We start from the raw sequence: 17053 nt of genomic DNA on the forward strand, positions 1-17053 counted from the left end.
TCCGGATCCCCAACGGATAGCAACCCAGATCAGGAAGTAGGTGGTAGGACATGTCGGCATCGACGGTCCCCAGACAAGCCCTGCCGTGTCACGCCGGCGATCCCGACCTGTGGTTCGCCGACACCCCGGCCGATCTCGAGCGGGCCAAGACGTTGTGCGGCAGCTGCCCGGTCCGGCGCCAGTGCCTGGCGGCCGCGCTGGAACGGGCCGAACCCTGGGGTGTGTGGGGCGGCGAGATCATCGACCGCGGGTCGGTCCTGAGCTTCAAACGGCCCCGCGGGCGTCCGCGCAAAGACGGACGGCGAGACGGAGCCGCCGCCTAGGGCGCGGCGGCTAGATGACCGCGTTGTCGGGCTCGGCGAAGCCGGGCACCAGTTCCTCGGACAGCGCCTTGATCGGCACGTGGGCGTCGAGCTGGCAGAGGATGGCGGCCACCGACATGATCACCCGCATCGGGATGACCAGCTTGGGCGGCAGATCCATCTGCCGCGCCGTCCGGATCTGCGACACCGACCGGTCGATCTCGATGGCGGACATCTTCTGCAGCCACTTGCGGGTGTAGTGGAAGACCTCGACCTCGACGGGTTCGACGTACTGGCGCAGCATGTCGTCGATGTCGCGCACCGACACCTGCTGGCCCTTCTGGATGAAGCCGGCCTTCTCCATCGTCGGCAACAGCAGGTCGTAGTTCTTGTCGCGGGCCAGCCGGATGCTCATACCGAGCTCGATCGGCAGGCCGCCGGGCAGCGGTGCGACGGCACCGAAGTCGATCACGCCCATGCGGCCGTCGGGAAGCAGCATGAAGTTGCCCGGGTGGGCGTCGCCGTGCAGCATCTCGAGCCGGCGCGGCGCGTCGAAGGTGAGCTCGAGCAGCCGCGTGCCGATCAAGTCGCGCTGCTCGACGGTGCCGTGCCGGATGATCTCGGCCATCGGGGTGCCCTGCATCCATTCCTGGATGACCACCTTCGGCGCGCTGGCCACGACCCGCGGCACCGCGAAGTGCGGGTGGTCCTGGTAGGCCTTGGCGAAGGCGCGCTGATTCTCGGCCTCCAGCCGGTAGTCGAGCTCCATCTCGGTGCGCTCGATCAGCTCGTCGACCACGCCCTGGACGTCGGCGCCGGGCGCGAGCTGCTTGAACACCCCGACCAGGCGCTGCATGGTCTTGAGGTCGGCGCGCAGCGCCTCGTCGGCGCCCGGGTACTGGATCTTGACCGCGACCTCGCGGCCGTCGGACCACACCCCCTTGTGCACCTGGCCGATGCTGGCCGAGGCCACCGGGGTGTCGTCGAACGCGCTGAACCGCTCGCGCCACTTGGTGCCCAGCTGGGCGTCGAGCACCCGGTGCACCTTGCCGGCGGGCAGCGGCGGGGCGTCCTTTTGCAGCTTGGTCAGCGCTTCGCGGTAGGGCTCGCCGAACTCCTCGGGAATCGCGGCCTCGAGCACCGAGAGGGCCTGGCCCACCTTCATCGCGCCGCCCTTGAGCTCGCCGAGGACGGTGAACAGCTGGTGGGCGGCCTTCTCCAGCATCTCGGCCTGGACCTCGTCCCTGGACTTTCCGGTCAGCCGCTTACCGAATCCGATCGCCGCCCGGCCGGCGAACCCGACCGGAATGCTGGCCAGCTTCGCGTTACGCGCGGCACGGCCCCTTTTGATGTCTGCCACGTGTCCATCATCCATGATGGCCACCGCGATGTGGAGACAAGTCGACAACGCTCGTTGTCACATTTTGTAAGCGCAGGTCAACTGCCCTATTCGCCACCACTGGCCGGCGGCAACGCCAAGCGCCACAACGGAAGTAGCCGCGATTCAGCAGGAGCACAGGGGGTGTCTGACCCAGTGCCGCGTGACGATCGCACCGGAGTGCAGGTCGAATTCCAGGGTCGCGTTCAGCGTCTGGGGTGGTTCGGGACCTGCGGCGGCCTCCTGTCCGTGCACCGCCGCGATCACCCGGTTCACCTGAGAAAGCGCCAGCGCCGCCGTCGCCAGCACGGTGGCCCGATCGGCGACGCCGACGGTGTCGCGCAGCTGCGCGCAGATCGCCGGCCACGCCGCGTCGCGGTCCCGGCGGTGCAGGTCCGCACAACCCAGGCAGCTGGTGACGCCGGGAATCACCAGCGGACCCACCAGGCCGATGCCGTCGCGCACCCGTACCAACAGATGGGCGACGCCCTGGCCGTGCAGATCGCGCACCATGCGCGGGTCGGCGACCAGGAAGTCCGACAACACCACCAGATCGACGTCGTGGGCCGACACAGCGGCGTGGGGTTGGCTGCTGTGCGCGATCCGGGCGCCCGAACAGCGCAACGCCTCCACTAGCAGCTCCGAAAGCGGCCCGCGGCCGTGGATCCGCACCGAGGCCGCCCGGCCTCGCGGCCGCCCGCATTCGGTGGCCACCCCGGCTCCGACCAACTGCGCGACCAGGTTTCGCAGACCGTCGGCGTCGGTCAGCCCGCGCTCGAGCGCGCGGCGCTGCAATTCCGCCAGCGGGGTCGGTGACCACATCAACCGCAACAGGGTGGCGAGCTCGGCGGCGGCCAGGCCGCCCGGCGGACGGACCAGCACCGCGCGGCGGGGATCCCAGCCCACCTGGACCGCGCCGTCGGGCCGCAGCAGGACCGGCAGCGCCGGGTTCAGCGCATAGGTGGAAAGCGTGGCCTGGCAGGGCGAAGACACGGCGTCACTGTGGCACGCCGTAGGCGATGGGCCCGATCAGTTATCCACAGAGCCGCCGTCGGCGCCCGGCCCGTCGGGTCCCTGGCCCTCGCGCTCGAGTTTGGCGATGGCCTCGTCGATACCGCTGGTGTCGCCGCCGATGACCCGGTCGATGAAGCCCGCCGGCTCGTCGAGGTCCTCGGCGTCGGGCAGCAGATCGGGGTGTTGCCAGATGCCGTCACGCGTGTCGACGCCGGCGGCCTCCGTCAGGCGCTCCCAGAAGGCCGCGGCCTCACGCATCTTGCGGGGCCGCAGCTCCAGCCCGACCAGCGTCGCGAAGGTCTGCTCGGCCGGGCCGCTGCTGGCCCGGCGGCGGCGCATCGTCTCGCCCAGCGCGGCGGCACCGGGAATCCGGTCGCCCAGCGCGCCGGCCACCACCACCTGCACCCAGCCCTCGATGAGGGCGAGCAGCGTCTCCAGGCGTTCCAGTGCCTGGGTCTGGGCCGGCGTCGCCTTCGGCTCGAAAACGCCCTGCCCGAGCAGGTTTTCGATGGCCGCCGGATCCGACAGCGACGCCGGATTGAAGTCGCGCGCCAGTTCCTCGATTCCGGACATGTCGATCTGCATGCCCATGGCGTACGCCTCGACGGCGCCGAGCAGCTGGCTCGACAGCCACGGCACGTGGCTGAACAGCCGGTGGTGGGCGGCCTCCCGCGCGGCCAAAAAGGTCAGGACCTCGCTGCGCGGCCGCTCCAGACCGGTGGCGAACGATTCGACGGCGTCGGGCAGCACCGCCGCAATCCCCTTGGGCCCCAACGGTAAACCGATGTCGGTCGAGGTCAGCACCTCGCGGGACAGCCGGCCCAGCGCCTGCCCGAGCTGCGAGCCGAACGCCATGCCACCCATCTGCGACATCATCTGCAGCAGCGGGCCGGCCATGCTCTTGGCCTCCTCGGGCAGCGACGCGGCCCACACCGTCGAAATCTGTTGTGCCATCGGGTCACACAGCCGCTTCCAGGTCTCCAAGGTGTTGTCGACCCAGTCGCCGGGAGTCCAGCCCACCGCCTTGGTGGTGCCCGCCGGCAGCGCCGTGGATCCGTCCAGCCAGGTTTCGGCCAGGTGCACCGCGTCGGCGATCGCCGAGTTGGTGGTGTCCGGAATCGGCGCCACAAAGCCGATCGAATTCGTCGCGACGCGGCGCGCCAAGTCGTAATTGACCGGACCCGAGCCGGTTCCGCCGGGCCCGACAGTGCCCGCGCTGGAAAACATCTGGCCCAGTTGGGTGAAGATCTGCCCCAAGTCGCCCATGCCGAATTCGCCGCTCATGCCGAACGCGGCGAACGGGTCGGACGGGTTCGAGCCCGAGTTGGGATCTTTCTTCCCGTGTTTGTCGGGGTCGTCCCCAGAGTCTCCCGAAGAGAACCCGAAAGGCAGGTCAGCCATACCCTCAACGGTACTCACCGCTAGGTCAGGCGGCGCGACCTCGGGTCAGCTTGTAGCTGAACCCGCCGCACCGGGCGTCGTGGCTGAACACCGTGCCGCGGCCGCCGTCTAGTGTGATCGGCGTGAACAGGCGCATCCTGACCTTGGTGGTCGCGCTGGTGCCGATCGTGGTGTTCGGCGTGTTGCTGGCGGTGGTGACGGTGCCGTTCGTGTCGCTGGGGCCGGGCCCCACCTTCGACACGCTCGGTGAGGTCGACGGCAAGCAGGTGGTGGCGATCGAGGGCACCCAGACGCATCCGACCACCGGCCACCTCAATATGACGACGGTGTCCCAGCGCGACGACCTGACGCTGGGCGAGGCGCTGACGCTGTGGCTTTCGGACACCGAACAGCTGGTACCGCGCGACCTCATCTATCCGCCCGGTAAGTCGCGCGAGGAAGTGGACAAGGCCAACAACGCCGACTTCAAGCAATCCGAGGACAGCGCCGCCTATGCCGCCCTGGGCTACCTCAAGTACCCGGCCGCGGTCACCGTCGCCAAAGTCCCCGAGCCGGGGCCCTCGGCGGGCAAGCTCAAGACCGGTGACGCCATCGACGCGGTCAACGGCGTCCCGGTGGCCACCGTCGACGAATTCACCGGATTGCTCAAGAACACCAAGCCCGGCCAGGTGGTGACGATTGACTACCGCCGCAAGAACGAACCGGCCGGTGTGGCGCAGATCACCCTGGGCGCCAACAAGGACCGCGACTACGGCTTTCTGGGCGTCGCGGTGCTCGACGCCCCGTGGGCGCCGTTCACCGTCGACTTCAACCTCGCCAACGTGGGCGGGCCGTCGGCCGGGCTCATGTTCAGCCTCGCGGTGGTCGACAAGTTAACCACCGGGGACTTGGCCAAGTCGAATTTCATCGCCGGGACCGGCACCATCTCGTCCGACGGCAAGGTCGGCCAGATTGGCGGCATCACCCACAAGATGGTCGCCGCGCACGCGGCCGGGGCCACGGTGTTTCTGGTGCCGGCGAAGAACTGCTACGAGGCCAGCTCGGACAATCCGTCCGGCCTGCGATTGGTCAAGGTCGAGACGCTCGGGCAGGCAGTGGACGCGTTGCACGCGATCGGCTCGGGCGGGCAGGCGCCAAGCTGCTAGCGAAGCCGGGCGATCACGGGTTGTGCCATGCGTAGAGTTGTCACCGTCTAGCAATCGATCAGGGAGCGTAGCCAGTGGGGATGCGGCCCACCGCACGGATGCCGAAGCTGACTCGGCGTAGCCGGATTCTGATCCTGATCGCACTGGGTGTGATCGCGTTGCTGCTCGCGGGTCCGCGGCTGATCGACGCCTACGTCGACTGGCTGTGGTTCGGCGAGCTCGGCTATCGCTCGGTGTTCTCCACCGTGCTGGTCACGCGGTTCGTGGTGTTTTTGATCGCCGGGCTGTTGGTGGGCGGCATCGTGTTCGCCGGGCTGGCGGTGGCCTACCGCACCCGCCCGGTGTTCGTGCCGAGCAACGACAACGACCCGGTGGCGCGCTACCGCGTCCTGGTGCTGTCGCGGTTGCGACTGGTGAGCGCCGGAATTCCGGTGGCGATCGGCCTGCTGGCCGGCATCGTCGCCCAAAGCTATTGGGTGCGCATCCAACTGTATTTGCACGGCGGCGATTTCGGCATCAAGGACCCGCAGTTCGGCAAGGACCTCGGCTTCTACGCGTTCGAGCTGCCGTTCTACCGGCTGCTGCTGTCCTACCTGTTCGTCGCGGTCTTCCTGGCCTTCGTGGCGAACCTGTTGGCCCACTATATTTTTGGCGGCATCCGGCTGTCCGGCCGCGCCGGGGCGCTGAGCCGATCGGCGCGCATCCAGCTGGTCACCCTGGTCGGGGTGCTGGTGCTGCTCAAGGCCTTCGCCTACTGGTTGGACCGCTATGAGTTGTTGTCGCATACCCGCGGGGGCAAGCCCTTCACCGGCGCCGGGTACACCGACATCAACGCGGTGCTGCCGGCCAAGCTGATCCTGATGGCCATCGCGCTCATCTGCGCCGGCGCGGTGTTCTCGGCGATCGTGCTGCGCGATCTGCGGATTCCCGCGATCGGTCTGGTCCTGTTGCTGCTCTCGTCACTGATCGTGGGGGCGGGATGGCCGCTGATCGTCGAGCAGATCAGCGTCAAACCCAATGCCGCGCAAAAGGAAAGCGAATACATCAGCCGCAGCATCGCCGCGACTCGGCAAGCCTATGGCCTGACGTCCGACCAGGTCACCTACCGCAACTACACCGGCGACGCGCAGGCCACCGCCCAGCAGGTCGCCGACGACCGGGCCACCACGTCGAACATCCGGCTGCTGGACCCGACGATCGTCAGCCCGGCGTTCACCCAATTCCAGCAGGGCAAGAACTTCTACTACTTCCCCGACCAGCTCTCCATCGACCGCTACCAGGACCGCAACGGCGCGTTGCGTGACTACGTCGTGGCGGCCCGCGAGCTCAACCCCGACCGGCTGATCGACAACCAGCGCGACTGGATCAACCGGCACACCGTCTACACCCACGGCAACGGCTTCATCGCGTCGCCGGCCAACACCGTGCGCGGAATCGCCAACGACCCCAACCAGAACGGCGGCTACCCCGAATTCCTGGTCAACGTCGTCGGCGCCAACGGCGGCGTGGTGTCCGACGGTCCGGCGCAGCTCGACCAGCCGCGCGTCTATTTCGGGCCGGTCATCGCGAACACGTCGGCCGACTACGCGATCGTCGGGCGCAACGGCACCGATCGCGAATACGACTACGAGACCAGCAACGAGACCAAGAACTACACCTACACCGGGCTCGGCGGCGTCCCGATCGGCGACTGGCTGTCGCGCAGCGTGTTCGCCGCGAAATTCGCCGAGCGAAACTTCTTGTTCTCCAACGTGATCGGCTCGAACAGCAAGATCCTGTTCAACCGTGACCCGGCGCGGCGGGTGGAGGCGGTGGCGCCGTGGCTGACCACCGACAGCGCCGTGTACCCGGCGATCGTCAACAAGCGACTGGTGTGGATCATCGACGGCTACACCACGCTGGACAACTACCCGTATTCCGAACTCACGTCGCTGGAGTCGGCGACCGCGGACTCCAACGAGGTGGCGTTCAACAGGCTGGCACCCGACAAGCGGGTCTCCTACATCCGCAACTCGGTCAAGGCGACCGTGGACGCCTACGACGGCACGGTCAGCCTGTACCAGCAGGACGAACAGGACCCGGTCCTCAAGGCGTGGATGCGGGTCTTCCCGGGCACGGTCAAGCCGAAGAGCGACATCAGCCCCGAGCTGGCCGAGCACCTGCGCTATCCCGAGGACCTGTTCAAGGTGCAGCGGATGCTGCTGGCCAAGTATCACGTCAACGATCCGGTGACGTTCTTCTCCACGTCGGACTTCTGGGATGTGCCGCTTGATCCGAACCCGACGGCCAGCAGCTACCAGCCGCCGTACTACATCGTGGCGAAAAACATTGCGAAGAACGACAATACGGCGTCGTATCAGCTCACCAGCGCGATGAACCGGTTCAAGCGTGACTATCTGGCCGCCTACATCAGCGCCAGCTCCGACCCGGCGACCTACGGCAGGATCACCGTGCTGACCATCCCGGGTCAGGTCAACGGTCCGAAGCTGGCCAACAATGCGATCACCACCGATCCGGCGGTGTCCCAGGACCTCGGTGTGATCGGGCGCGACAACCAGAACCGGATCCGGTGGGGGAATCTGCTCACCCTGCCCGTGGGCCAGGGCGGGTTGCTCTATGTCGAACCGGTGTACGCCTCGCCGGGCGCGAGCGACGCGGCGTCGTCGTATCCGCGGCTCATCCGGGTGGCAATGATGTACAACGACAAGATCGGATACGGCCCGACCGTACGTGACGCCCTGACCGGGCTGTTCGGTCCGGGCGCGGGCGCGGCGGCGACGGGCATCCAGCCCACCGAGTCCGGCACTCCCGCCGCCAGTCCGCCGGCCAACACGCCGGCACCGGCCGTCACGCCCGGATCGCCGCCGCCCGTGGCAGCGCCGCCGGTCTCCGACGGGTCGGTGACGCTGTCGCCGGCGAAAGCGGCCGTCCTGCAAGAGATTCAGGCGGCCATCGGCGCGGCGAAAGACGCGCAGAAGAAGGGCGATTTCGCCGGCTACGGTGCGGCGCTGCAGCGGCTGGACGACGCGATCACCAAGTACAACAACACGAAATAGCTTTCAGGCGTAGGCCGTTCGGAACCTGTCCCGGTAGGCCTTTGGGCTGATGCCCAGGTGATTGACGAACACCCGTCGCAGGGTTTCGATGCTGCCGAAGCCGGCCAGGCCCGCGGTCTCGGTCACCGATCGGCCGGATTCCAGCGCGTTGCGGGCGAAATCGATCCGGACCAGTTCGACGTAGCGCGCCGGGCTCATCCCGAGCTCGGCCTGGAAGAGCCGGGTCAACTGGCGGGTGCTCAGGGACGCCAGCGCCGCAAGCCTTTTGAGACTGTAGTCGGCGCCGGGGTCGGCCGCGATCGCGTCGGTGACCGGGCGCAGGGGCGACTGCGGCGGGGGATCGGCCTCGACCAACACCGAGAATTGTGACTGGCCGCCCGCGCGTTTGAGGTAGACGACCAGCCACCTGGCCACGTCGCGGACCAGCTCGGTCCCGTAATCCATTTCGACCAGCGCCAGCGCCAGGTCGATGCCCGACGAAATCCCCGCCGAGGTGAAGATGTCGCCGTCGCGGACGAAGATCGCGTCCGGCTCGACGGTGATATCGGGAAACGCCCGGGCCAGCAACCGGGTGTCGTGCCAGTGCGTGGTGGCGCGCCGGCCGCTGAGCACCCCCGCCTGCGCGAGGATGAACGAGCCCGTGCAGATCGACGCCAGGCGCCGGGTCCGGGCCGACACCGATCGCATGGCCTCGACCAGGGCGGGGTCGATGGGCCCTGCGGGCAGGTTGTCACTGCCGGCGACCAGGACGGTATCGGCGGACTCGATCGCCGCGATGCTGTCGGTCACGCCCAGCCGGGCCCCGATCGAGCTGGTCACGTCGCGTCCGTCGAGCGAGGCGATCTTGACCTGGTAGTCGGCGCCGAACCGGTTGGCCTCGACGAACACCTCACCCGCGCCGGCCACATCCAACAGCGTCACCCCGTCGAATACGACGATGACCACCACCCGCGTACTCGCCTTGGCGTCGCTCACGCAGCCATTGTGTCGCGTTCTGTGGGGAGGACGGCCAGAACGGCCACGGTCGATCCGTCCCCACCGCCGCACACTCATAGCAACGGTCACCACGAAGGAGATGAGGACTATGACCACCAGCTCAATCGATACCGTCGCCGGCATCGATGTCCCCGACACCGCGCTGGCGCGCGAGGCCACCGAGTTCATCCGCGACACCGAGGACGAGTTGCTGTTCAACCACTCCCGGCGGGTGTTCTTCTTCGGCGCGCTGCAGGGCCTGCGCCGCGGCCTGAAGCCGGACGCGGAGCTGCTGTACGTCGCGGCGATGTTTCACGACCTGGGTCTGACCGAGCGTTACCGCGGCTCGGCCGTCCGCTTCGAGGTCGACGGTGCCGACGCCGCCCGGGACTTCTTGACGGCCCACGGCGTCGACAGGGCCGAAGCCGACAAGGTGTGGCTCGGCATCGCCTTGCACACCACCCCCGGCGTGCCCGAGTTCATGGCCCCCGAGGTCGCCTTGCTGCAGGCCGGCGTGGAGGTCGACGTGGTCGGCGTCGGGCGCGAGCAGCTCGACCCCGAGGCGCTGGCCGCGGTGACCGCCGCGCACCCGCGGCATGAGTTCAAGCAGCGCATCCTGGCGGCGTTCAACGACGGCATGAAGCACCGGCCGCGGACCACCGCCGGCACCATGAACGCCGACGTGCTGGCGCACTTCGATCCCGCCTTCGAGCGCGTCGACTTCGTCGACCTGATCCTGCACAACCGCTGGCCCGAGTAGCGGAAGGAGCGCAACAATGGACATTTACGAAGGCCTCTACACCACCCGGATGATGCGGCGGCTGCGCCCGGACCCGATCCCGCTGGACACCCAGGCCCGCATCCTCGATGCGGCCGTGCGCGCCCCGAACGGGGGCAACACCCAGCGTTGGCACTTCGTGGCCGTGGACGATCGGGAACTCATCGCCAAGTTTGCCCACCTGTTCCGCAAGGCCCGCGCCGTCGAATACGAAAAGTTCAGCGCGGGAACGGGACCGATGGTGGCGACGGCGCCTGGAGCGGATCCGGAAGCTCACGCCGAAACGATGCGCCGAATGAAGGGCTCGGGCAATTACCTGGCCGACCATTTCGAAGAGATCCCCCTGCTGCTGTTCGTCTACGCCATCGATGACCTTGGCGGCGCCAACATCTACCCGGCGATCTGGAGTGCGTTGCTCGCCGCCCGTGCCGAGGGCGTCGGCGGCGTCATGACGATGGTGCTGCGCAACTTCGAGGACGAGGTGAATGAACTCCTGGGAGTCCCGGTCGAGCAGGGCTGGAAGATGTCGGCCATGCTCACCCTGGGCTACCCGTTGGGCAGGTGGGGCGTCGCGGCCAATCGCCATCCCGTGCAAGAGGTTTCGTCCCGCAACGGCTGGGACAAGCCGTTTGGCATCGAAGTGCCGCAGCCGCTGTGGCCGCCGCGCGACGAGATGACGGCCGACCTGGCCGAGGCGGGCTGAATAGGCCTTGCGGCGCAACGGATTTGCGAGGAAGGTAGTTGCATGAGTGGTTCAGATCCAATCGGTGTCACCGTGGTGCAGCCGGGGGAGGGCGATGTCGTCACCCTCCCGGGGTTCGGGGTGGTGTTCAAGCTGTCCGGCAGGACCAATGGCGGCGAGGTGTCCATCGTCGAGCATCCGTTCGCCGTCGGCCTGCTCACCGCGGCGCACCGCCACACCCGCGAGGACGAGCATTCGATCGTGCTGGCCGGCGAGATCGGCTTCCGTTCCGACGACAGCGAAGTGGTCCTGGGTCCCGGCGGATACATCACCAAGCCGCGCGGGCAGATGCATGCGATGTGGAATGCCGGCAGCGAGCCGGGCCGCATCATCGAGGTCATCACCCCGGGCGGATTCGAGAATTACTTCCGCGAATTGGGCGAGCTGCTCCTGGAGCACGACCGGGATCCGGCCGGCAAGCCCCTGCACGAGTTGCCCGAGTTCGGCGAGCTCGCCGACAAATACGGGCTGACGTACGGGTCCCCGGAGTGGATGGACGACATCGCGCAGCGATACGGGCTGAACCCGCCATCGCACTGAGCATTCGCGGTTGCGACGGCCGCTGACCGCGCGATTTGGTCGCCGAGAGACCGGTTCGGTAACCTGGCATTCACCAACGCGGGGTGGAGCAGCTCGGTAGCTCGCTGGGCTCATAACCCAGAGGTCGCAGGTTCGAATCCTGTCCCCGCTACCAGGTAAAACGGCTCCCGGAGATTTGTCCGGGGGCCGTTTTCATGCCCGGTGAGACGTTCGCGCGCAAGGCGGGCGCCGTTCGCCGATGAGCCCTCTCCGGAAGTCCGGCGATCATGGCCGGCGGGGCGATGGCTTATCTTTACCTGCATCTGTCCATCGGTACCGCGAGTTGTCGGAGGAGATCCCACATGCGCAGCTTCAAGGTGGCGGCGTTCGCGACGGTCCTCGTTCTCTTTGGCTCCGCTGGCGTCGCCGCTGCCGCGCCGCCCAAGGATTACTGCGCGGATCTCAAAGGTGCCAACACGGGCCAGGCGTGCGAAATCCACATGGCTGACGTCGGCTACAACGTCGACATCAGCTTCCCGGCCAACTACCCCGACGAGAAGTCCATCGCCGACTTCATTACCAAGCAGCGCGACGATTTCCTCAACGTCGCCAAATCCTCCGCATCCCGCGATCAGCCCTCCCAGCTGACCATTTCGGCGACGAATTACGGGTCGGCGATACCGCCGCGCGGCACCGAGGCCGTGGTGTTGAAGGTCGTTCAGAACGTCGGCGCACACCCCCAGACGACCTACAAGTCCTTCAATTGGGACCAGACGTACCGCAAGGCGATTGTGTGGACCGCAGCGTCAGACGACAAGAACAACACGCCCTTGTGGCGCGTCGACGACCCGCTGACGACCGTCGCGCCCATCGTGCAGAGCGAGCTGCAGAAGCAGACTGCGCCGCCGGCGGGCCAGGCGCCGACCGCGCCGCCGGCGAACCAGACGCAGACCACGTCGCCGGCGAACCAGGCGCCGACCGCGCCGCCCGTGACCATCGCGCCGGCCGTCCTCTACGACCCGGCGAACTATCAGAATTTCGCCGTCACCAACGACGGTGTGATCTTCTTTTTCGACCAGGGTCATATGCTGCCCGACGCGGCGGGTGCCCCTCAGGTGTTGGTACCGCGCTCCGCGATCGACCCCATGCTCGCTTAACGAGCGCAACGCAGGTTCGAGACCTCTCCCCGCTGGGCTCGGGTGGTGGCGCGGCGCGCCACCACCCTGCCGCGACCGCACTAACCGGCTGCGACGCCGAGCGGTGGCTCGACGCTGGCCGTGGGAAGGCATCCGCTCGCCGTGACGGCGGTGAAGGCGAGGATCGCCGCAACGACGACCTTGGTGGCTAGACGCGACATGGCAGCTCCATTCATCCGGCCCCCTGGCAGGACTCTAGAGCGATCCGGACAATATTTCAATGACTATTGAAATATTGTTGGTTTGCGGGCAGGGTAGAAGGTGCCCGTTCGAAGTGCGTGAGAAGGTGGCAATTGACGTCGAAAGTTCCGCCGGCCAAGGTAGCGCGAGCCGTTGAACGCGCCCGCCACCACTTGACGGGTCTGCGCCAACGCTTTGCTCCGCCCGCGGTGGTGATGCTGGAGACGACCCTGAACGGATGGGTCGCTCAGGCGGTCGCGACCGCCGCGGATCTTGGAGTGGCAGACGCCCTCGCGGATGGTCCGTTGTCTGGGGAGCAGTTGGCGGGCCGGGTCGGCGCCGACACCGCCGCGCTGCGGCGACTGCTGCGCGCGGATCGGCGTCGGCATTTTCCGGCGACGCAGAGACGGCCGTTACGCCCTCAATCCGCTCGCCGAAACGCTGCGGACCGACGCGCCGGTGTGATGGCCGGGATGGCAAAGGTGGGTCGGGTCGCCTCAGCATCGCGAGCACTGGAGCCACCTGACCGAAGCAATTCGGACCGGGAAACCGGTGATTCCAAAGCTTCGCGGCAAAACGGTCTTCGAGTACCTGGCTGGCGAGGCGAAGCTCGGCCGGATTTTCAACTCCGCCATGACCAATCTGTCCGAATTCTCCATCGCGCCCCTGACGGCGGCGTATGACTTCAGTACCTTCGCGACGATCGTCGATGTGGTGGCGGCCACGGTCGGTTGCTGGCCGCCATTCAGCGGCTCCGAATTCGCGCGGCGTGCTGTTCGATCTCCCGGAGGTGGTGGCGTGCGCTCCAGAGTTGTTGCGCGAGAACGGTGTCCATGACCGCGTCCGGATCGAGCAGGGCTCATTCTTCGATTCCGCGCCGGCCGGCGGTGACGCGTATGTGCTCAAAAACGTAATCCATGACTGGCCCGAGGATGACGCGGTGCGCATCTTGAACAACGTCCGCAGCGCGGCTCGCACCGGCGCGCGAATTCTGCTCTGCGAGTTCGTTATTCCCGACCACGATCGCGACTTCCACGGCAAGTGGGTGGATATCGAGATGTTGGTCGTTGCCGGCGCGCGCGAACGCATCGCCCAAGAGTACGACCGGCTGTTCGGTCAAGCCGGTTTCCGGTTGAACCGCGTCGTCGAAACCGTGTCGCCGCTCAATATCCTCGAGGCGACCGCAGTGTAGCCGCGGGGCCCGTGGTCTGGGCGGCCCGGGTTTTACTGGGCGGCAGGTCCAACCCCAGCTCGTCGGCGGGGATGGTCAAGGATCGGTGCACTGCGGGACCGACGAGCGCGACCACCTCATCGACTCCGAGCGATGACAGGGGCGGCACACGCATGATGTAGCGCAACATCGCGGTGCCGACGAGGCTGGTGGCGGCCAGCATCGCACGCAGTCGCGCTTCGCCGCCGCCGCCCAGAGCGTTGGCCACGGCAGTGAGCAGATAGTCGTGCAGAAAACCGCGAAACGCCTCGTTGGCATCGCTGTTCGACGTCGCCGACTGCACCATCGAGGCCATGCTGGCGGCCGTATCGGGCCGCTCCCAAATGCCGAGGTAGGCCCGCACCACGCGGCGTCCTACATCGTCGTCCTTCTCGGCGAGTTCGTTCGTCAACAGGTTCGCCGGCAGCACCAGCTTCATCGACTCCCGAAACAATTCCGCCTTCGAGCCGAAGAGGTACAGCACCATCGAAGGATCGACCCGCGCATCGTCGGCAATCGCTCGCAGCGTCGTCTTGTCATAGCCGCGCTTGGCGAACTGCTGCTTCGCAGCGTGCAGGACCGCGTCGCGCGATACCGGTCCACCCTGGCGCCTGCCTCGTCGCTTCGTCGTATTCCCAGGTGGCGGCACGTGCGAACCCTATCATTTCAACCCATAGTGAAAAGGTTGGCCACGGTTTGCTGCCCAACGGCAGGACTAAGTGCAGGCGCCCGCCTATCGCGGCAGCACGTCCTCGATGGCGCTGATGACCTCCGGGGCGTCGGGCTCGGTGCGGGGGCGGAAGCGGCGCACCACCGCACCGTCGGGTGCGAGCAGGAACTTCTCGAAGTTCCACTGGATGTCGCCGGCCTGTCCGTCGGCGTCGGCGGCGTTGGTCAGCTCGGCGTATAGCGGGTGGCGGCCTTTGCCATTGACGTCGGTCTTGGCAAGGAGCGGGAACGTCACGCCGTAGGTCGTCGAGCAGAACTCCTGGATCTCCTCGGCCGTGCCCGGTTCCTGGCCCATGAACTGGTTGCAGGGGACGCCGACGACGGTCAGGCCGCGATCGCGATAGTCCGTGGCCAGCTTTTCCAGCGCCGTGTACTGCGGCGTCAGCCCGCATTTGGAGGCTACGTTGACGACCAGCGTTGCGCCGTCGGACAATTCGGCCAGCGTGGTGGGCCGGCCGTCGAGGGTAGTCAGGGCGATGTTTTTCAGTGTCACGCCGACGACGCTAACGCACGTCAGAGCCAGCCGGTGCGGGCGGCGGCGACCGGCTCGGCGGGTGCCGGGGCCAATTCGCCGTTGCGCACGCCGTCGAGCAACCGTTTCACCGCGGCGACGATCTCCGGAGCGGCGGCCGCGAGCCCGGCCGTGTCGGCTTCGCTGACCTCGTCCGCGCCGACGCCGGCGCGGGCCAGCACGGCGACCGGGTCGGCCAGCTGCTCGGACAGCCAGGTCAGCGGGTCGGCCGACAGCTCGGGCACGAAGTGCCGGCGACTGGGTTCCCAGCCGTTGAACTGCGGGTGGTGATGGGCGCGGTCCAGGGTCCCGGGCGGGCTCTCGGTGGACCCGAACAGGTCCACCCGCCACACCGGGCGGGTGAAGGCGAACGGGACGCCGGCGTAGATCGAGCCTTGCGGCTCGGCCCGCTCGACGAGGCGCAGTTCCAGTCTGACTCCGCGCTCCGGGGTCTCCTGACCCTCGAGCGGGGACGGGTCGATGAAGTACATGTCCCCGACGACCACGCCCAGGGATTCGAATCCGAACGCTGCCAGCATCGCGCACCTTTCTTTGTCCTCATCGCGATCCTCATCGAGCGTAGACCGCGCGCTCACTACGACGGCTCAGTCGGCGGACAGATCGCGGGAGCGCTTGTTGGCATACATGTGCTCGTCGGCCAGCCGCATGAGGTCCCGCTCGCCGACGGCGATCCCGGCGCTGAAGCCGACCGGTTCGCCATCCTGAGCCCAGCGGTCGCGCAGCCGATCGAGGATCCGCTCGGCCTCGGCGCGCTCGGCACCGACCAGCAGCACCAGGAACTCGTCGCCGCCGATGCGAAAAGCGGTGCCCGCCTCGCCGACCGACCAGCGCAGCGCGTCGGCGAAGGACACCAACAGCTCGTCGCCGGCCCCGTGGCCGTGGGTGTCGTTGTAGCGCTTGAAGTTGTCGAGGTCGATGAGGACGACGGCCGAGCCGCTGGCATGCGCCGACAGCTGGGGTCCGAGGGTGCTCCGGTCGAGCAGCTGGGTCAGCGCGTCGGTGTGCGCGATCTGCCGCAGCAGCGCGCTCTGCTCTTCCAGCCGGGCGATGAGCCATGCCGGCACCTCGGCGACGATCACCCACATGGCTACCGCCAGCACCACGGTGGTGAACGCGCCCGGAAGAACCTTGGCGCCGCCGACGACGAACGCCGCGACGCCGAGCGGCACGAAGGCCAGCGATCGCCATCGCGGGCAGGTCAGACCGATGTAGGCGAACGTGATCGTGACGGTGCCGGGAAAATCCAGGGTGACCCGCGGATCGATCGCTCCGGCCAGCGTGGTGACGATCAACGACGCGACCGGCCAGCCGGCCAGCAGGGCCCGACGGTCTTGCCAGCCGCGAAGCGTCCCCAGCCAACCAACGGCTCCGGCCGCAACACCCGACCCGGCGAGAAGGCAGAACAGCCGCGGGTCGACTCCGCCGGCCACGCGTGCCTCCACCGCATACATAATGAGCAAGCACAGAAAAGCGATCAGACCGATCGCGTGCCAGCGCCCGACCGACGGCTGCGAGGCGACACGCCTGGACATCTGCCAAGGATAAGGTCGTGGCCGCCCGGCGAGGCCATGGCTGGGTGACTTTTCGGCGCCCGCCGAATTTGTGAACGGCGGTTCGCACAAGGTCGGCCGCCGCGGTACATTCACTGGACTCGTTATTGCACAATTGTCGGAGCCCCTGGCAAAGGCAGGGGAGGGATTTTTCGCCGCGCCGGCAGGCTCGGCGCGGACGTGAGGGGCGGCGGCGGTCTTGTCGACAAAAACAGGTCCCGGCTCGCCCATGCAGATCAACTCGCAACGGATCCCGCCGTACAAGTGGATCGCCGTCGCCGTGCTAGTCGTGTGCGTTCTGATTTTGGCCCTGGTGTACGGGCAGTTCCGCGGCGCCTTCACCGAA

General features: G+C 67.5%; 17 protein-coding genes, 1 tRNA gene and 1 pseudogene. 11 read left to right on the top strand and 8 right to left on the bottom strand.

Annotation, left to right across the window (positions count from 1 at the left end; genetic code table 11):
* The first annotated feature begins 50 nt into the window (after positions 1–50).
* The gene (locus tag AC5Y5B_RS24345; RefSeq protein WP_112634761.1) at positions 51–323 is read left to right on the top strand and encodes a WhiB family transcriptional regulator; all 273 of its coding nucleotides are present in this window, start codon (positions 51–53) and stop codon (positions 321–323) included.
* A 10-nt stretch (positions 324–333) separates the two neighbouring features.
* Here AC5Y5B_RS24345 and AC5Y5B_RS24350 read toward each other — a convergent pair whose 3' ends face one another.
* From AC5Y5B_RS24350 to AC5Y5B_RS24360, 3 genes are all read right to left on the bottom strand, one after another.
* Positions 334–1677 carry a macrolide-binding ATPase MABP-1 gene (locus AC5Y5B_RS24350; protein ID WP_112634767.1) on the bottom strand — a complete coding sequence of 448 codons (1344 nt, stop codon included), beginning with the start codon at positions 1675–1677 and terminating at the stop codon, positions 334–336.
* 129 nt (positions 1678–1806) lie between these two features.
* Positions 1807–2673 carry a cyclodehydratase gene (locus AC5Y5B_RS24355; protein ID WP_500007129.1) on the bottom strand — a complete coding sequence of 289 codons (867 nt, stop codon included), beginning with the start codon at positions 2671–2673 and terminating at the stop codon, positions 1807–1809.
* 36 nt (positions 2674–2709) lie between these two features.
* Complete coding sequence (locus AC5Y5B_RS24360; RefSeq protein ID WP_500007131.1) at positions 2710–4113, bottom strand: zinc-dependent metalloprotease; 1404 nt, start codon at positions 4111–4113, stop codon at positions 2710–2712.
* A 104-nt stretch (positions 4114–4217) separates the two neighbouring features.
* Here AC5Y5B_RS24360 and AC5Y5B_RS24365 point away from each other — a divergent pair, with 104 nt between their 5' ends.
* Together AC5Y5B_RS24365 and AC5Y5B_RS24370 are read left to right on the top strand one after the other, a co-directional pair.
* The gene (locus AC5Y5B_RS24365; protein WP_112634758.1) at positions 4218–5240 is read left to right on the top strand and encodes a YlbL family protein; all 1023 of its coding nucleotides are present in this window, start codon (positions 4218–4220) and stop codon (positions 5238–5240) included.
* Positions 5241–5314: 74 nt separating this feature from the next.
* Positions 5315–8296 carry a UPF0182 family protein gene (locus AC5Y5B_RS24370; RefSeq protein ID WP_500007133.1) on the top strand — a complete coding sequence of 994 codons (2982 nt, stop codon included), beginning with the start codon at positions 5315–5317 and terminating at the stop codon, positions 8294–8296.
* A gap of 3 nt (positions 8297–8299) precedes the next feature.
* Here the strand turns inward: AC5Y5B_RS24370 and AC5Y5B_RS24375 are convergent, their stop codons facing one another.
* Entirely contained in the window at positions 8300–9244 is a 945-nt protein-coding gene (locus tag AC5Y5B_RS24375; RefSeq protein WP_112634756.1) for a GlxA family transcriptional regulator, read from the bottom strand.
* Between the two features lie 136 nt (positions 9245–9380).
* Between AC5Y5B_RS24375 and AC5Y5B_RS24380 the strand changes: the two genes are divergently transcribed.
* From AC5Y5B_RS24380 to AC5Y5B_RS24415, 8 genes and pseudogenes are all read left to right on the top strand, one after another.
* The gene (locus AC5Y5B_RS24380) at positions 9381–10031 is read left to right on the top strand and encodes an HD domain-containing protein (protein WP_112634755.1); all 651 of its coding nucleotides are present in this window, start codon (positions 9381–9383) and stop codon (positions 10029–10031) included.
* Between the two features lie 16 nt (positions 10032–10047).
* Positions 10048–10752: a nitroreductase family protein gene (locus tag AC5Y5B_RS24385; protein ID WP_112634754.1), complete on the top strand. Its 705-nt coding sequence runs from the start codon at positions 10048–10050 to the stop codon at positions 10750–10752.
* Positions 10753–10794: 42 nt separating this feature from the next.
* Positions 10795–11331: a cupin domain-containing protein gene (locus tag AC5Y5B_RS24390; protein ID WP_112634753.1), complete on the top strand. Its 537-nt coding sequence runs from the start codon at positions 10795–10797 to the stop codon at positions 11329–11331.
* A 77-nt stretch (positions 11332–11408) separates the two neighbouring features.
* Positions 11409–11485 (top strand) — tRNA-Met (locus AC5Y5B_RS24395).
* 187 nt (positions 11486–11672) lie between these two features.
* The gene (locus tag AC5Y5B_RS24400) at positions 11673–12467 is read left to right on the top strand and encodes an RsiV family protein (RefSeq protein ID WP_500007136.1); all 795 of its coding nucleotides are present in this window, start codon (positions 11673–11675) and stop codon (positions 12465–12467) included.
* Between the two features lie 434 nt (positions 12468–12901).
* Positions 12902–13000: pseudogene (locus AC5Y5B_RS24405) on the top strand (hypothetical protein); the annotation flags it as partial.
* A gap of 238 nt (positions 13001–13238) precedes the next feature.
* A complete protein-coding gene (locus tag AC5Y5B_RS24410) occupies positions 13239–13523 on the top strand; it encodes a hypothetical protein (RefSeq protein ID WP_500007138.1) in 285 nt (94 codons plus the stop codon).
* A complete protein-coding gene (locus AC5Y5B_RS24415; protein WP_430919962.1) occupies positions 13456–13878 on the top strand; it encodes a methyltransferase in 423 nt (140 codons plus the stop codon). Before AC5Y5B_RS24410 ends, AC5Y5B_RS24415 begins: the two co-directional genes overlap by 68 nt.
* On the opposite strand, the gene AC5Y5B_RS24420 is transcribed toward AC5Y5B_RS24415, so the two are convergent.
* From AC5Y5B_RS24420 to AC5Y5B_RS24435, 4 genes are all read right to left on the bottom strand, one after another.
* The gene (locus AC5Y5B_RS24420; protein ID WP_500007139.1) at positions 13850–14545 is read right to left on the bottom strand and encodes a TetR/AcrR family transcriptional regulator; all 696 of its coding nucleotides are present in this window, start codon (positions 14543–14545) and stop codon (positions 13850–13852) included. The genes AC5Y5B_RS24415 and AC5Y5B_RS24420 overlap by 29 nt on opposite strands.
* Positions 14546–14629: 84 nt before the next feature.
* The gene (locus tag AC5Y5B_RS24425; protein ID WP_500007140.1) at positions 14630–15118 is read right to left on the bottom strand and encodes a glutathione peroxidase; all 489 of its coding nucleotides are present in this window, start codon (positions 15116–15118) and stop codon (positions 14630–14632) included.
* A 20-nt stretch (positions 15119–15138) separates the two neighbouring features.
* Entirely contained in the window at positions 15139–15675 is a 537-nt protein-coding gene (locus tag AC5Y5B_RS24430) for a hypothetical protein (RefSeq protein WP_500007142.1), read from the bottom strand.
* A 66-nt stretch (positions 15676–15741) separates the two neighbouring features.
* Positions 15742–16689, bottom strand: a complete 948-nt coding sequence (locus AC5Y5B_RS24435) for a GGDEF domain-containing protein (RefSeq protein ID WP_112634748.1) — start codon at positions 16687–16689, stop codon at positions 15742–15744.
* Between the last annotated feature and the right edge of the window lie 364 nt (positions 16690–17053).

Source organism: Mycobacterium sp. NGS33, assembly GCF_059812885.1.

What these genes read in the sequence shown, in the direction of transcription:
- AC5Y5B_RS24430 (WP_500007142.1), bottom strand. Translation starts at nt 15,675, where the DNA reads ATGCTGGCAGCGTTCGGATTCGAATCCCTGGGCGTGGTCGTCGGGGAC.
- AC5Y5B_RS24345 (WP_112634761.1), top strand. Translation starts at nt 51, where the DNA reads ATGTCGGCATCGACGGTCCCCAGACAAGCCCTGCCGTGTCACGCCGGC.
- AC5Y5B_RS24400 (WP_500007136.1), top strand. Translation starts at nt 11,673, where the DNA reads ATGCGCAGCTTCAAGGTGGCGGCGTTCGCGACGGTCCTCGTTCTCTTT.
- AC5Y5B_RS24390 (WP_112634753.1), top strand. Translation starts at nt 10,795, where the DNA reads ATGAGTGGTTCAGATCCAATCGGTGTCACCGTGGTGCAGCCGGGGGAG.
- AC5Y5B_RS24385 (WP_112634754.1), top strand. Translation starts at nt 10,048, where the DNA reads ATGGACATTTACGAAGGCCTCTACACCACCCGGATGATGCGGCGGCTG.
- AC5Y5B_RS24380 (WP_112634755.1), top strand. Translation starts at nt 9,381, where the DNA reads ATGACCACCAGCTCAATCGATACCGTCGCCGGCATCGATGTCCCCGAC.
- AC5Y5B_RS24435 (WP_112634748.1), bottom strand. Translation starts at nt 16,689, where the DNA reads ATGTCCAGGCGTGTCGCCTCGCAGCCGTCGGTCGGGCGCTGGCACGCG.
- AC5Y5B_RS24350 (WP_112634767.1), bottom strand. Translation starts at nt 1,677, where the DNA reads ATGGATGATGGACACGTGGCAGACATCAAAAGGGGCCGTGCCGCGCGT.